Below are 12,851 nucleotides of genomic sequence, written 5' to 3'. Positions count from 1 at the left end.
TGTCCTTCCCCCTCACTCATAAATACTCTCCCCTGCGACAGCGATCAACCCGGCGCGATTGATGATTGCGATCGACCGACGATCCCGTTCGATCAATCCTTGCTCGACGAAGCGTTTGAGCGTCCGATTGACGTGGCGATAACTCGTCCCGATCAAGTCGGCGATATCGGTCAACTCATCGACCGTCGACCCGAGCGCACGCTCGTCCGGCGTCATCGACAGCAAGTAGCTCGCGAGACGGACGTCGACCGGGTAAAACAAGTTGAAACTCATCGATTGCGATTTCAACTCGAACTTTCTCGTAATCTCTTCTAACAGATAATGGAGCCATGCCACATCGTCCGCCGCGTGTCGGGCCAAATCGTCGAACCGGATGACGAGCATCTCGACCGACGTGACCGCCTCAACCGTATTTAAGTACGGAGTCCGGCGCACGTATTCGATGTCACCGATCAAATCGAATGGACGTTTGAACGACAGTACGAGGCGTTTACCCGTTGCCGACGTATGCGCCACGCGAATCTTGCCTTTGACGAGAAAATGAAGGTGGTGCGCGTCGTCACCTTGGGCGCAAATCGTCGCACCTGGCTCATAATGGACGAGCGTGAAATGTTCGTGTGTCGCTTGTGGCAAGACTTGTAACTCTTGTTGCGTCAAATAGTGTTCTAGCATCCGGTCCCCTCCTACCATTTCAACAAGATGATGCCGGCGACCATCATGGCGACACCGAGCAATTGTGACACGTTCAACTCACGCCGCACCATCCCGAACCAGCCGCGCCAATCGATGACGAGCGCGAGGGCGAGCTGCGCAATCAGAAACAAGGAGATTGTCAACGTGACGCCGAGCTGATGGACGGCCGTCATGTTGCTGAACAAGATGAGGGCTGCGAACGCGCCACCCGACAAATAGAGCGGGTGCACGTGTCGCATCTGTTTATACGTCCGGTCACGTACAGCCAGCATGACGAGCAGCGCCACGATGAAGCCGGTCATTTGCGTCAATGTCGCGGCTTGCCACGTGCCGATCTGTGAACTGATTCGTGCGTTGGCGACGCTTTGCAACGTTAAAAAGAAACCACCGCTGATGGCGAACAAGACTCCGCGCATCGTATCCCCTCCTTTATATTATGACAAGCGGATCATCATGATGCCGAGCACCATGACGAGCAAACTGACGAGTTGAATCCCGGTCACTGGATTTTTGGCCGCACCGAACCAACCGAACCGGTCGATCAGCAAACTTCCACATAGTAAACCGACAATGACGATGACGACTGCGATGCCGGTCCCGACCATAGGGACGATCAAGACGTTTCCGCCGATGAAGAGCGCGCCGATGATCCCGCCAAGCCAAATCCACCACGGTTGTCCCGATAGCCCGCGCCATTCGACGCTCGGCCGGAGGATGAGTAAGACGAGGAGAAGTGTGACGATTCCGACGACGAACGAGACGAGCGCGCCTTTTAGCGCAGACTCGAGCACAGTCCCTAAATAGCCGTTGATGGCGGTCTGCATCGCACTCATCATCCCGGTCCCGATTCCGAGTAAACGCCAGACGTTCAAGTTACCGGTCTCCACCCGGTTCGCGATGACAAATTTTCCACGGCGACGATTGATCCAGTCTGTGAGTGCGACCGTCCCGACGACCCCTAGTAAAACAAGCAAGGCCCCAAACACGCGCCACGGTGTGAGGACGCTCACGGTCGAATTGAACCAACCGAAGTGATCGATTAACAGCCCCATCACAATCTGTCCAAAGATCGGCATGATGACCGTCTGGACGCTGCCGAGCCGTGGGAACAAGAGGATGTTCCCCGTTAAAAAGATGACCCCTAACAAGCCGCCCGACCACATCCAGATCGGCTGTTGCTGAAAGATTGACGAGTCGAACCCGAACCCTTGTCCAGAGACAAGAAGGATGAGCGATAAAAAGGTCGTCCCGACCGCGAATGATAGGAACGAAGCGACAAACGGTGACCCGACGATCGAACGCAGACGCGAGTTCACGCTCGTCTGTATCGGTAGTAAGATGCCGATCACGAGTCCAATAATAATGGCTAACATATTTCGTTTCCTCGATTCTATGATGTAGTGCAAGTTATTATCTCAATGTACATCTCACTCATCTAAAGTATAAAGGACCGATGTCCTGAATCATAAAAAGACGAGTCCCGTTTGATTAGGAACTCGTCTTATGTTCGGTATTCCGTTGTTCTTTTGCTTCGTTCAACACTTTCGCGGTGACATGGTCGTCATCGAACATCAAGATGAATCGATCGAGCCAGCGTGGGGTGAGGATACTGAAAACAATCAAACTGACAATGAGTGCCAGCAGAACTTGAATCGAAACAACACCTGCATGATAGAAAGCGAACAGGCTCAAAATCGCGACGAATCCGATCCATTCGAACACGAAGCCCATGTAGACCCAGCGTGTGTAGCGACGGCTTTCGTTGAACGTGAGCAAGAGCTTCGTCTTACGCCACTCCAGACATAAATACGGGAAATAGGAGACAAACAGGACAAACGGGAGCCACGTCGGTGCCATATAGCCGACGACGACCGTGGCGATGAGCCCGGCCATCCAAATCCACCATCGCACAAACCAATGGGTATCGTCTTGTGCGAGCAGCTGGTTAATGCGTTCTTGTTTTGTCAGCATATGTACTCCTCTCATAAGATCGGTAGCCTTTTGTGATTTCATCTCGTGTCGGTTGATCCGGGTCTGCCTGTTTGAACTGCTTATGTATCGTGTAATGGCTCCAGCCCAAGATCACGAAACAGACACCATAGAGCACCCATCCGAACGTTGGAATGTGTATCCGACTGAGGAGGACCGTCCCCGTGATCCACACAATCCAGAGACTATACATCTGATACAAACGTTTCGTGAGCACCCTTCCTCGTCCGTTCGTAAAAGCCATCAACACCTCACCTTCACGAAGCATGAAACGAACGAGTCCGATGGCGGCAAAGATAGAACCGATGCCCCACATCCACCAGATATCGTCAAAGCCTAACGTGAAAGAGTTAAAAAAGATGAGGGCGACCGTCAGCCAAAAAATGATTTTTTGATGTGGTTCTCGATAAGCTCCGATTGCTTGAATTCGTTCTTGTTTCGTCATACCATTTCAGTCCTTTTCTAATTCATTGATTCCGTCAAGCCGACGCTTCAGCTGCTCACGACTGGCTTTTGCTAGCATACTGGAAGTAACATGTTCCGGGTCAAGTTGCAGCAGTTTCCGATCAATCCAAAATGGCAACAAGATGGCGGGTAACCCACCAATCACCATCGCCCACACAAATCCATCACGATTCATGTGGCCCGCCAAAAACGAGGCGATAACACCGAACAATAAGAAGAAGGTGAAGCATAGTAAGAAAAAGTTCGATTTGATGAGACGACGATACGCCCAGTCGTCATTGAATTTCAGGTAGACAATCGTCTTCTTCCATTCGAAAAACAACGTCGGCACGAGGCCAACAGCCGCAATCATGACGGAGTAAGTCGTGTGCATCATAAAGTAGAACGCACCCAAGAAAAGGAGTATACTGCTCCCGATCATAAAGCTTCGATACGTTTTGTCCACTTGTAACAGCGCTTGGAATCGAGTTTCCCGGTCCATCAGTCTCCTCCTTAGTCCCTGACATTATCGAGTCGAATCTCCCGAAACCTCGGATGCTCCGGGTCGATGTCCGTCAATCGCTCGTCTTGTTTTCGAATCAAACGGTATCCTCCATACAACACACCGATTGTCAGCACCACTATCCACGCATACATCCAACCGAGTTTAATTGTCAGTGCAATCGACAAAATCGAGAGAACAAACAGGACGAAGGTGAATCCGTTTCGTCGTGCAATGATTTTTTTTGCACCAGCGTGCTCGGTCAACCCGGCCTCGAAGTGACCCACCTTTAAAAAAGAGCCCCCAAGTAACAACAAACAGACGGCTACACCGGTCACGTACCAACCGTTCCATGAATCCGATTCAATCAAACCGACGGTGAAAAACGACATCGGAAACGTGATGAGGCCTTGAAGCAATGCCATTTTAACGTTCGATTTATAGATGACATTGATGCGCTCTTGTTTTATCATCGAACTCCCCCTCAAAAACTTTCTCGTTTGACGTCTCGACGCGTCGGTTGCTCGGGATCGATTAGTTTTACCTTCTCATCAAGCAGACGTTCGACAAGCACCAGGGCTAAAGCCGTAAGTGAGAAGACAAAATACGGGACCCAACTGATTGTTTCTAACTTCAAAAGCAATGGGAAAAACAAACAGATGAAGACAACCATCATGTAGTCGAACACGTATTGAATGTGGATGACCCGCTTCGCTCGAATGTGGTCTGTGAAACTGCTCATAAATCGACTTTCGCGAACAATCATCACTCCGTATGCCAACAATGACGCAATCATCAAACTGCCGTACAAGAGAGCGTGTGTCTCGGTTTGCAAAAAGAAGAAAAGAAGCACGCCAATCGGAATCGCAAAACCGAGCCTGACGAGAAGCCATTTGCGATTTCCTTTAATCATTTTCTTTAGACGTTCATGTTTGTTCATAAGAGGCTCCTTTAGTTGTTATTGCTTCATGTCACGTGGCACATGTTGCACGTTCACTAGCATTCTCATTTTTCCTTCGAGCACCCATTGGATTACGGACAGACTGAACAGACCGCTAAACAACACGACAATTAGTGTAATCGATTGAAGATTGAGTTCCACTGAAAACAGAAAAACGAAGCCGAGCCACGCTAACATTACAAAATCAATGCTATATAATTGTCGAAAGATACGCTTCATCGTGACATCCCTTCCCGATGAAATCGTTCTGTTTTGAGCAGATAATACAAGCGCCGCAGCTACTAAAGCGAAAATAACTCCTAGACCGTATAGCATGTTATATTCAGCAGCTTCTAGATACAAAATGACAAGTCCACTTATCGGAATGGCCAATCCGAATCGAACCCACGATCGCTTACGTTTGAGTTGATTAAGTTCTTGTTCTGTCATCTCGATTCTCCTTTCATCACCAAGCACTGCACCTATCTAATCAAGCTCTCCAGCTAAATCGCGTGCGCTGAATTTCTCGACGGGTCGGTTGCTCAGCATCTATCCATTCTAGCTGTTGATCAAGTTTGAATTGAGTAAACAAAATTAAGATGGCGCTACCCATAAACAAAATGAATGGACTAAGTGTCAACATACTAAATCGCATCATAAGTGGAAAAATCACAGCCATCATGATGACAAACAAATAGTCGAGTTTATATTGGATGCTAACTACCTTTTTAGCTTGCTCGTTCGGTGTAAGGCTTTTGACAAAGCTTGATTCTCGTGAGAATAAAACATTTGCCGCAATCGTCAGTGCTAGGAGGATCCCTCCCATTAGCCAGGGATCCGCCTCTGTCTGTAAAAAGTAAAATACAAGTACACCAGTTGGCAGCGCAAAGAGAAGTCGTAATACTAACCATTTTGGATTCATCGTTTTCACTTTGCGTAATCGTTCTTGTTTATTCATGTCGTTCACCTCTTCTGTAATTATACGTTTCTCCGTCTCAAAAAGTTCCGTATTTTTACATTTTTCTCGTCGGTCCGGTTTGCTTGACCAGATTCAAATCCCGTCTTATAGTTTAGTTAACTTAACTTTATTTAAAAATGGGGTCTCCTTATGAACTTGCTACACAATTCCCGTTTCATTTTCACTTGGCTGTCCGGCATGACGCTGACGCTCGGTTTTTCCATCTTCTTTTTGAGCATGTCGTGGCTCACGATCGATGTGTTGAAACAACCGGCCCTGCTCGGAATCATCATGACGGCCGTCTCGTTGCCACGCGTAATTATGATGGTGTTCGGCGGTGTCTTTGCCGACCGCTATCAAAAGAGTCGCCTCTTATTTTTGACGAACCTCGGACAAGGTGTTTTGATGCTCGTCGTCGTCGCGCTGCACTTGGCCGACGCTTATTCCGTGATCGTCTTAATCCTTATCTCGATCGCGTTCGGACTATTGGACGGCATGTCGTATCCGGCGCTGTCTTCACTCATCCCGTCACTCGTCAAAAAACATGAGCTCCAACGCGCCAACTCGTTATTCCAAGGGTCGCTCGAGCTCATGTTCGTGATCGGTCCATTTTTAGCCGGTCTTCTGTTGACGTGGGGCGGCTTCGGTCTTAGCTTTAGTACGGCGGCCACGCTCATCTTTATCTCTGCTTTCTTGATGATGCCGCGGCTGATTCGAGACCATATTCCAGCGGCACAGACGATGTCGCTCAAGCACGTCGTCTTTGATTTGAAAGAAGGAATCCGCTACGTCTCGAAGACACCGATTTTGCGAAGCGGTACGTTCTCGATTGCGATCGTCAACTTGTTCATCATGGGACCGCTCATCATGAGCATCCCGATCCTCGTCGGTGAACGCGGCGGAACGGCGTTCGACTTGAGTTTGATTGAAGGCGGGCTTGCTGTCGGGACGTTCGTCGCAAGTTTTCTCGTCTTGTTGCTGCGGTCGGTCCACCGCGGCCGCTTCGTCTTCCGCGCCTTGTTCTTGACGATTGTCGCATTTCTCTTCTACACGCAAGCCGAGTCCGTCCCGATGCTCGCTTTCGCGGCGGCCATGAGCGGCTTCATGCTGATGCTCGTCTATTTGCCGGCCGTCACGCTCATGCAAGAGCATAGCGATCAAGACAAAATCGGTCGCGTCATGAGCATCATGGCGCTCGCCGCATCCGGCCTAGAGCCGATTGCGTTCGCCGTTCTATCAATCCTTGTCGCGTTGTCCGTTCCGATTCAAACGCTCCTCATCACGTTTGGTATAATCGGACTAGCATTTAGTATCGTCCTGTATGTGCGGAGCCAGACGTTCCGTGACACACGTTAAGGAATGAAAGGAGAACGGGTTTTGAAAGAGACACGCAAACAACAAGTCATTGAGATGTATCGTCAAGTCGACGAGCTCGACTTGTTGTTCACCAAATACTTTACCGACTTGAACGAGTTTGAACTCAGTTACCAGCAAGAACAGATGTTGCTGCTCTTCAAACGAAAAGACACATGGACGACGACCGAGATCGCGACGAAGATGAATATCTCGAAAAGTGCGGTCAGCCAAGTGTTGAAAGTGCTCGAACAACGCCAGTTCGTCCAAAAAGAGAAAAATCCGGACAACTTGCGTGAGAGCTTCATCCGGCTCGGTCCGGTCGGCCTCGACTACTCGAAACAAGTCGATCGAATCGAAGAACAGCTCGCCGAAGAGATGTTCTCCGTGCTCGAGGATGACGAGATGAAGATGATCAATCGCGCGCTCGCGTTGATGATTCAGAAGTTCAAATAAAAATGCGTATCGTCCCGACTTGGGAGGATACGCATTTTTGGTTAGAGTTGCTCGACGACCCGGATTGCAGAACGAAGTGCCCCTTCGATATGACCGCCGAACATGGAATCCGTCTCGGTCCCAGCAAGTGAGAGCTTTTCTTCCCAAGCGGTGTCGAACGTAATCGGTCCATAGACAGGGAAGTCACTCAACGGTTGGGCATCTTGCGAACTTGCCGTGTCGCGGTCACTTGACCAATCCACGTACAAGACGTCACGCGGATGACGCGCCTCTTCCCCGAACAGTCGGACGAGTTGCTCGACGACGAGACGATTGAGCTCGTCCCGGTCTAGCGCGGCCCGCTCAAAAGGTGATAATCGGAAGAAACCGAACAGTGCCCCGTACCCTCCCGGCGCTGACGCGTCATGAATCTCCTGCAACACGCCGGACCAACTCATGCCGAGCCCGGATAAGCCGGCATCTCGCCAAAACGGTCGGTCATACACGGCGACCACTTTCGCCTGTCCGGCCATCCACGTCGGGGTAGACGACAGCTTCACCTTCGTCGCTTCAGACAGTTCCGGTTGAAACGAGATGCGTGAGACGAGCCGTGGCGGGATGGCTAGGATGACGTGATGGAACGTTTTTGCCGATCCTGCTTCGACTGCGACCGATACCCCGTCTTCTGTCTGGTGAATCGACGTGACGGTCGTCTCGAGTTCGATTGTCCCTTCTGGAAGTCTGGCAGCGAGCGCTGTAGTCAGTGTCGCCATACCGCCCTCAAGTCGCATCGACAGAACGGTCTGTTCGGGTGGCAACGTATGACGCTCGATCACGCCAGCTTGCCGCTCGAGCATCAAGTCGCCGGTCGTATGTTGTGGGAATGCTCTCAGGCCGAGCCGGTCGACGAGTTGCGTGATCGTCTTCTCGGTGTCCGGCCAATACCACGTCGGACCGAGGTCGAAGCCGTTTTGGCTCAACACCCGTCCCCCGATGCGATCGCGTGATTCAAATACTGTTACGTCATAGCCTTTTTCGATGAGGAGCGAGGCGGCGTACAGTCCGCTTACGCCCGCCCCGATGATAGCGATAGATCGATTCATTGAAATACTCCTTCTTTATATGTGGTGCTCCCATTATACTGAAAAAGATACATTAACATGACTTGAGCGAACCGCTCGGGAAAGGGCGTTACGACGTGAAGCGGATTTTCTTTTATCTTTTATTTCCATACATCTTGCTGATGCGGGGATTGTATCCGTTTATCAAAACAGAAGGTGGGATGACGTATGCTCTCATGCTGTTCTTTGTCCCTGGATGGATTCTCGTAATCGAAGATTTACTCCCAGTGCCATTATTACTAGAAACCTTTATCTCACTTTATCTTTCGACAAGTTTGTTCACCCCACTGTATTACTTCGAATCGGATGTCAGACGTAGACGGACAAAACTGGGGTACATCCCGCTCGATGAAACCAAATAGCATGTTAAAACGTATTCTAATTTGTAAGAGTACGTTTTTTGTTTTTACATATCAACTAAAAAATAGAATCAGGAGATTATATAAGGAGGAAATCTGATGAACGTAGCATTTGTCTCGTTGTTCGGCATATTGGTGACGATTATTCCGATGATTTTAGCTATCACTATCGTTGTTGTAATCGTGAAGTTCATAAATCGTTATGAACAGCGTGCCGATACACGGATCGAACTTGAACGCCAAGCGGTCGCTTATCAAAAGGAGCAGTTCAATGTGTTAATAGAACGGCTCGATCGAATCGAAGAAAAAATAGAAACTCGCCCTTAAGTCGAAAGGAGTGTTTGGATGAATTGGACCATTATGATGTTAAGTGCATCACTGCTCTTGAACGCTTTCTTGCTCAATATCATTGCTGAGCAGACAAAAGACATACGTGCACTGCGGCGAAAGCAAATTCAGAATGATCCTCTCCTACAAGACGATGTGCTGGTTGCAACGTTGAAAGAAAAAATAGACACGCTTGGTGTCATTCCGGCAATTAAGTATTTGCGCGAGACATACAACATGAAACTCGTTGAAGCAAAACAGCTGGTCGATTGGGTAAAAGAAAGGGAGTAGCGCGCGCTACTCCCTTTCGACTGCCTTCATTTTGGAAAGAAACCGACTTTTCCTCGATCGTAGACCTTCTGTGTGACGTGCTCTGAATCGACGTTAGCAAGCTTTTGATCAATCTTAGAAGAGGCAATCCATGCAAACAGATTGAACGCTACGGTGAGGACCAAGATACTCACTTGTTCCGGATATAAAAACAACGTCACAATCAAGATACAAAAAATCACAATCACGGCCATCCCGCTCCAATATTCATACCAGACGAGGCGCCGATAGTCGGGAGCATCGTTGAACGTGAGCAACGTCTTCGTTCGTGACCATATTTTGACGAACCCAATGGCTGGAATGAACAAGACGAACCAAATTAGTTCAGCGAGTCGACGCTCGCCGGTAAACCAAAACATAAGGCCGAGTAAGACGATGAACAATCCAAGAAGGAACGCTTGGCGGGTGGAACGTTTCCCTGCTTCGTATAAGTGATCAAACCGTTCGCGTTGGGTCATGAATCCTGTCTTCCCCTCTTCAACTGATTTCTTTAAAATGACAGTTTCCTTGCCAATGGAATGGAATCGACTTCTTCAAACCAAGTCGATAGCCGAGACGCCACCCAAATCCTCGGATCCGGTCCAACCAACTGTCATTCAAGTTTTGGAACGGCATGACGGCTCGGACTTGATGTAGCTCGATGCGATGAATCACGTATTGATAGTCAGGTGCCTCGATTGACCGATTGACCGCCATCTCTTCGCACCACTTTCGATCAAAGATTTTTTCCCAAGACTTTCGTGTATATGCCGGGTCAATGTCTTCCCGGTGGTCAAATGCTTCGGCCGTATCGCAAAAAGTAGAGTTATACGGAACGAAGTCCCAAAATGAAATTTCCGAAGCCAACACTTGATCGTCCGGTAATTCAACCGTCAACACAACACCTTTGTTTCCTTGTCCGATATGTCCGTCAGTGCTTAGGTCAGGAAACTCGTCCAAACACCAGACCGGATAGTTTCCATTCAGCGAAATCCCAATTCGTTGCTCATATTGTTCAACCATCCAGTCGTAAGCGGGTTCGAAAAATTCGAACCCTTCGTCATTGAACATGGCGAATTGAGGGGCACCTTGTAGATATCCTCGCTCCAATGCTACTTTCCAAGCGTTTTCATGCTGATACGTATAATAAATACCCATATTCATTAACCCTTTCTCCATTTGTTCTTTCATCACTTTATCCGATTTCACATCAAAAAGTAGTGAAAAAAATGGTCAAGGTTGATTGATCGATTAAATCTTAGGCGTTCGGACTCGGATACTTCACCGCGTTTTTCTCAAGCTTCTCTTCAATCGCTTGCGACACATCGATTCCTGCCGTATGGGCGAACGTCAGCGCGTAAATGAGGACATCCGCAAGCTCTTCTTTCATCTCGACTTGTTTCGTCTCGAGCGCTTCTTCGCTCGATACCCATTGGAACAACTCCAACAGTTCGCTCGCCTCAAGCGACAACGATAACGCCAAGTCTTTCGGGTTATGGTGGGACGCCCAATCGCGCTCGTCACGGAATTCGATCACTTTGTCCATCAGTCGTTGTATTTCGTTCATGTCTGTACCTTCTCTCTTTGAATATGTAACAGTTTCTGTCGCAACGCTTCATCGCTTGCATACAAATAAAGCCCTTGAACGCCTCGCTTCATCAAAATGTTAATCGAGTTCAAGACGATTTGTTCTTTCGCCAATTCAACGTTGTCGATGCCGTCAATTCCGGCATATGCTCCTGTATCTTTATAAAGATTCGTGTCGATCACCAGGCAATCTTCCGTATGATCGTATGTTACCGACGGACCTAAAACGACCCCGACATAGTTCAAATCAAAGCCTTGAATCGTATAAATCGATCCAGCCTCGGCAATCGTCTCCGACTTCTCAGCCCACGTCGTTTTACCGCCTGTCGTGTTCCAAGGCAACTTGTACTCCCCGTTCGACTCATAGACGTAATAGGTGTCGCCGTCCTTCTTATGAAGATAATCAAACGTCGACACGACCCGGCTGAGTCCATGCTCCTTATCTCTTCGCATGATTACCTGGTGCATTTCTTCTAACGTTTCAAAGATGCGCAACTCATAGCTTGTCGACTGAGGGAACGCCTTTATGCGCTTATCTTTGAAGGCGTTGATCCATTCGATGACATCCTCGCCCGCCTGCATCCGGAATTGGTTCGTCAGCTGATACGTCTCTGCGTGCTTCGCTTTCTGTTTGAATGACTCGAGTAAACCTTGATTCCACTTGCTTTTCAATTTCAACACTTGATGCTGGTCGAAAATGACGATGACGACTTTCGCTACCTTCATCAATTCTTCGAGATGGTTATCCGCACGAAAGTTGTTGTACGCATCCGATTTCGTCAACAAAAGGTGCGCCTCATCGACTAAAATGATGTCGACTTTCTGGTCTTTCAATTTGTTAAGGAGCGGTGTCGGCTTAGTAAAATGACCCGCTTTCAAATGCTTGACCTGTTTGGCAATCCCTTTATACGTCTTCAGCATCTCTTCGTGATTGACGACCAGATAGTTCTCGGTCTGATACAGCTTCGAGCCCGCCTCATTCGTCCGGGCTTGGATCGTATTGAAGATTGAACTGAGGACGACGCTTTTGCCGACGCCCGCCTCGCCTTCGATGACATATAAATCTCCATATGTATCTTCTAGTTTCGTCTTATCGATTCGCGTCTCGCAAAACTCGAGCACGCGCTCCTTCAACTCTATCTGTTCGAGTGACAGCTCTTTGAACGGTGACAGCTTGAAAATGTCCTTATTTTCGATGGCATGAAGTTCATTCCGAACGAGTCCTTTCTTATGTAACGCGCTCCATAACTCAGGAAACAACTCATCATCATAGAACGATTTATTGTGGTAGTTATGCGTGAAGTCACTCGCTATCTTGCTTTTGTTTTGTAAAGTGTATTTTTCATCACCTAGAAAGTAGTTGATCAGCTTTGTCTCGAGATGAAACGTCGCCGACCGATTGAACGTCTCGTGCTTCACGAGATTGATTTGGTCCACATTCTTGCGTTCTGCCTGCTTCAGCTTCAAATGTTGCTTCATCCGTTTTTGGAAATGCACCGTTTCCCCGATGTACGCTTCTTTTTGTCCGTTCAGGATGTAAATGACCGGATAGTTCAAATAGTCAGCCGACCGGTCAATCGCGTCTAGACTATTCTTTTCAAATGCTAACGGAACGACTTCGATCATAGTCACTGGCCCACCCTCATTTAATTTCAAATTATCTCCAGTTTAGCATAGTGTTATTCCAATTCGTTACTCAAGTCTTCTTTGAATCAATGGTATAATCCCACTAAAAAGGGAGGGATTTGGTGCTTACTTTCGACAACGTCTCTGTTCGCCAACAGGATACACTCATCCTTGAAAATATCTCGTTTACGATCAATCCGGGTGAAAT

At 48.4% G+C, this 12,851-nt stretch carries 19 protein-coding genes; 4 read left to right on the top strand and 15 right to left on the bottom strand.

What is annotated here, in order from left to right:
* Positions 1–12: 12 nt before the first annotated feature.
* The 10 genes from EVJ28_RS11685 to EVJ28_RS11640 all read right to left on the bottom strand — a co-directional run bounded on the left by EVJ28_RS11685 (position 13) and on the right by EVJ28_RS11640 (position 5,526).
* Positions 13–672: a Crp/Fnr family transcriptional regulator gene (locus EVJ28_RS11685; RefSeq protein WP_131489077.1), complete on the bottom strand. Its 660-nt coding sequence runs from the start codon at positions 670–672 to the stop codon at positions 13–15.
* An 11-nt stretch (positions 673–683) separates the two neighbouring features.
* The gene (locus EVJ28_RS11680; protein ID WP_016510013.1) at positions 684–1,109 is read right to left on the bottom strand and encodes a DMT family transporter; all 426 of its coding nucleotides are present in this window, start codon (positions 1,107–1,109) and stop codon (positions 684–686) included.
* 18 nt (positions 1,110–1,127) lie between these two features.
* Positions 1,128–2,066 carry a DMT family transporter gene (locus EVJ28_RS11675; protein ID WP_131470309.1) on the bottom strand — a complete coding sequence of 313 codons (939 nt, stop codon included), beginning with the start codon at positions 2,064–2,066 and terminating at the stop codon, positions 1,128–1,130.
* A 115-nt stretch (positions 2,067–2,181) separates the two neighbouring features.
* Positions 2,182–2,664 (bottom strand): hypothetical protein, encoded by a 483-nt coding sequence (locus tag EVJ28_RS11670; protein ID WP_131489075.1) that lies wholly within the window; start codon positions 2,662–2,664, stop codon positions 2,182–2,184.
* Complete coding sequence (locus EVJ28_RS11665; protein WP_131489073.1) at positions 2,639–3,127, bottom strand: hypothetical protein; 489 nt, start codon at positions 3,125–3,127, stop codon at positions 2,639–2,641. Before EVJ28_RS11665 ends, EVJ28_RS11670 begins: the two co-directional genes overlap by 26 nt.
* 6 nt (positions 3,128–3,133) lie before the next feature.
* Positions 3,134–3,628: a hypothetical protein gene (locus tag EVJ28_RS11660; RefSeq protein ID WP_131489071.1), complete on the bottom strand. Its 495-nt coding sequence runs from the start codon at positions 3,626–3,628 to the stop codon at positions 3,134–3,136.
* 11 nt (positions 3,629–3,639) lie between these two features.
* Entirely contained in the window at positions 3,640–4,101 is a 462-nt protein-coding gene (locus tag EVJ28_RS11655; RefSeq protein WP_131489069.1) for a hypothetical protein, read from the bottom strand.
* An 11-nt stretch (positions 4,102–4,112) separates the two neighbouring features.
* A complete protein-coding gene (locus tag EVJ28_RS11650; RefSeq protein WP_131489067.1) occupies positions 4,113–4,568 on the bottom strand; it encodes a hypothetical protein in 456 nt (151 codons plus the stop codon).
* An 18-nt stretch (positions 4,569–4,586) separates the two neighbouring features.
* Positions 4,587–5,018, bottom strand: coding sequence for a hypothetical protein (locus EVJ28_RS11645; RefSeq protein WP_131489065.1), 432 nt, complete (start codon positions 5,016–5,018; stop codon positions 4,587–4,589).
* Positions 5,019–5,058: 40 nt separating this feature from the next.
* Positions 5,059–5,526 (bottom strand): hypothetical protein, encoded by a 468-nt coding sequence (locus EVJ28_RS11640; protein ID WP_131489063.1) that lies wholly within the window; start codon positions 5,524–5,526, stop codon positions 5,059–5,061.
* 150 nt (positions 5,527–5,676) lie between these two features.
* Here EVJ28_RS11640 and EVJ28_RS11635 point away from each other — a divergent pair, with 150 nt between their 5' ends.
* Both EVJ28_RS11635 and EVJ28_RS11630 read left to right on the top strand, forming a co-directional pair.
* A complete protein-coding gene (locus tag EVJ28_RS11635) occupies positions 5,677–6,882 on the top strand; it encodes an MFS transporter (protein ID WP_131489061.1) in 1,206 nt (401 codons plus the stop codon).
* A gap of 21 nt (positions 6,883–6,903) precedes the next feature.
* A complete protein-coding gene (locus EVJ28_RS11630) occupies positions 6,904–7,335 on the top strand; it encodes a MarR family winged helix-turn-helix transcriptional regulator (RefSeq protein WP_236634146.1) in 432 nt (143 codons plus the stop codon).
* 41 nt (positions 7,336–7,376) lie between these two features.
* On the opposite strand, the gene EVJ28_RS11625 is transcribed toward EVJ28_RS11630, so the two are convergent.
* Positions 7,377–8,417 (bottom strand): flavin monoamine oxidase family protein, encoded by a 1,041-nt coding sequence (locus EVJ28_RS11625; RefSeq protein WP_131489059.1) that lies wholly within the window; start codon positions 8,415–8,417, stop codon positions 7,377–7,379.
* Between the two features lie 476 nt (positions 8,418–8,893).
* Between EVJ28_RS11625 and EVJ28_RS11620 the strand changes: the two genes are divergently transcribed.
* The gene (locus EVJ28_RS11620) at positions 8,894–9,121 is read left to right on the top strand and encodes a hypothetical protein (RefSeq protein WP_131489057.1); all 228 of its coding nucleotides are present in this window, start codon (positions 8,894–8,896) and stop codon (positions 9,119–9,121) included.
* Positions 9,122–9,139: 18 nt separating this feature from the next.
* Complete coding sequence (locus EVJ28_RS11615) at positions 9,140–9,412, top strand: hypothetical protein (RefSeq protein ID WP_131489055.1); 273 nt, start codon at positions 9,140–9,142, stop codon at positions 9,410–9,412.
* 26 nt (positions 9,413–9,438) lie between these two features.
* Here the strand turns inward: EVJ28_RS11615 and EVJ28_RS11610 are convergent, their stop codons facing one another.
* The 4 genes from EVJ28_RS11610 to EVJ28_RS11595 all read right to left on the bottom strand — a co-directional run bounded on the left by EVJ28_RS11610 (position 9,439) and on the right by EVJ28_RS11595 (position 12,643).
* Complete coding sequence (locus tag EVJ28_RS11610; protein ID WP_131489053.1) at positions 9,439–9,909, bottom strand: hypothetical protein; 471 nt, start codon at positions 9,907–9,909, stop codon at positions 9,439–9,441.
* Positions 9,910–9,928: 19 nt separating this feature from the next.
* Positions 9,929–10,594: a DUF3841 domain-containing protein gene (locus tag EVJ28_RS11605; protein ID WP_161566982.1), complete on the bottom strand. Its 666-nt coding sequence runs from the start codon at positions 10,592–10,594 to the stop codon at positions 9,929–9,931.
* 94 nt (positions 10,595–10,688) lie between these two features.
* Entirely contained in the window at positions 10,689–10,997 is a 309-nt protein-coding gene (locus EVJ28_RS11600) for a nucleotide pyrophosphohydrolase (protein ID WP_131489049.1), read from the bottom strand.
* Positions 10,994–12,643 (bottom strand): DUF2075 domain-containing protein, encoded by a 1,650-nt coding sequence (locus EVJ28_RS11595; protein WP_131489116.1) that lies wholly within the window; start codon positions 12,641–12,643, stop codon positions 10,994–10,996. Before EVJ28_RS11595 ends, EVJ28_RS11600 begins: the two co-directional genes overlap by 4 nt.
* Between the last annotated feature and the right edge of the window lie 208 nt (positions 12,644–12,851).

It is taken from the genome of Exiguobacterium sp. SH3S3 (genome assembly GCF_004337115.1).
Taxonomy (GTDB): domain Bacteria; phylum Bacillota; class Bacilli; order Exiguobacteriales; family Exiguobacteriaceae; genus Exiguobacterium; species Exiguobacterium aurantiacum_A.
Note: the sequence above shows the minus strand (reverse complement) of the source record. Positions and strands in the feature narration are given on the sequence as shown.

What these genes read in the sequence shown, in the direction of transcription:
- EVJ28_RS11650 (WP_131489067.1), bottom strand. Translation starts at nt 4,568, where the DNA reads ATGAACAAACATGAACGTCTAAAGAAAATGATTAAAGGAAATCGCAAA.
- EVJ28_RS11625 (WP_131489059.1), bottom strand. Translation starts at nt 8,417, where the DNA reads ATGAATCGATCTATCGCTATCATCGGGGCGGGCGTAAGCGGACTGTAC.
- EVJ28_RS11660 (WP_131489071.1), bottom strand. Translation starts at nt 3,628, where the DNA reads ATGGACCGGGAAACTCGATTCCAAGCGCTGTTACAAGTGGACAAAACG.
- EVJ28_RS11610 (WP_131489053.1), bottom strand. Translation starts at nt 9,909, where the DNA reads ATGACCCAACGCGAACGGTTTGATCACTTATACGAAGCAGGGAAACGT.
- EVJ28_RS11605 (WP_161566982.1), bottom strand. Translation starts at nt 10,594, where the DNA reads ATGAATATGGGTATTTATTATACGTATCAGCATGAAAACGCTTGGAAA.
- EVJ28_RS11685 (WP_131489077.1), bottom strand. Translation starts at nt 672, where the DNA reads ATGCTAGAACACTATTTGACGCAACAAGAGTTACAAGTCTTGCCACAA.
- EVJ28_RS11640 (WP_131489063.1), bottom strand. Translation starts at nt 5,526, where the DNA reads ATGAATAAACAAGAACGATTACGCAAAGTGAAAACGATGAATCCAAAA.
- EVJ28_RS11665 (WP_131489073.1), bottom strand. Translation starts at nt 3,127, where the DNA reads ATGACGAAACAAGAACGAATTCAAGCAATCGGAGCTTATCGAGAACCA.
- EVJ28_RS11615 (WP_131489055.1), top strand. Translation starts at nt 9,140, where the DNA reads ATGAATTGGACCATTATGATGTTAAGTGCATCACTGCTCTTGAACGCT.
- EVJ28_RS11635 (WP_131489061.1), top strand. Translation starts at nt 5,677, where the DNA reads ATGAACTTGCTACACAATTCCCGTTTCATTTTCACTTGGCTGTCCGGC.
- EVJ28_RS11620 (WP_131489057.1), top strand. Translation starts at nt 8,894, where the DNA reads ATGAACGTAGCATTTGTCTCGTTGTTCGGCATATTGGTGACGATTATT.
- EVJ28_RS11595 (WP_131489116.1), bottom strand. Translation starts at nt 12,643, where the DNA reads ATGATCGAAGTCGTTCCGTTAGCATTTGAAAAGAATAGTCTAGACGCG.
- EVJ28_RS11670 (WP_131489075.1), bottom strand. Translation starts at nt 2,664, where the DNA reads ATGCTGACAAAACAAGAACGCATTAACCAGCTGCTCGCACAAGACGAT.
- EVJ28_RS11675 (WP_131470309.1), bottom strand. Translation starts at nt 2,066, where the DNA reads ATGTTAGCCATTATTATTGGACTCGTGATCGGCATCTTACTACCGATA.
- EVJ28_RS11600 (WP_131489049.1), bottom strand. Translation starts at nt 10,997, where the DNA reads ATGAACGAAATACAACGACTGATGGACAAAGTGATCGAATTCCGTGAC.
- EVJ28_RS11680 (WP_016510013.1), bottom strand. Translation starts at nt 1,109, where the DNA reads ATGCGCGGAGTCTTGTTCGCCATCAGCGGTGGTTTCTTTTTAACGTTG.
- EVJ28_RS11655 (WP_131489069.1), bottom strand. Translation starts at nt 4,101, where the DNA reads ATGATAAAACAAGAGCGCATCAATGTCATCTATAAATCGAACGTTAAA.
- EVJ28_RS11645 (WP_131489065.1), bottom strand. Translation starts at nt 5,018, where the DNA reads ATGACAGAACAAGAACTTAATCAACTCAAACGTAAGCGATCGTGGGTT.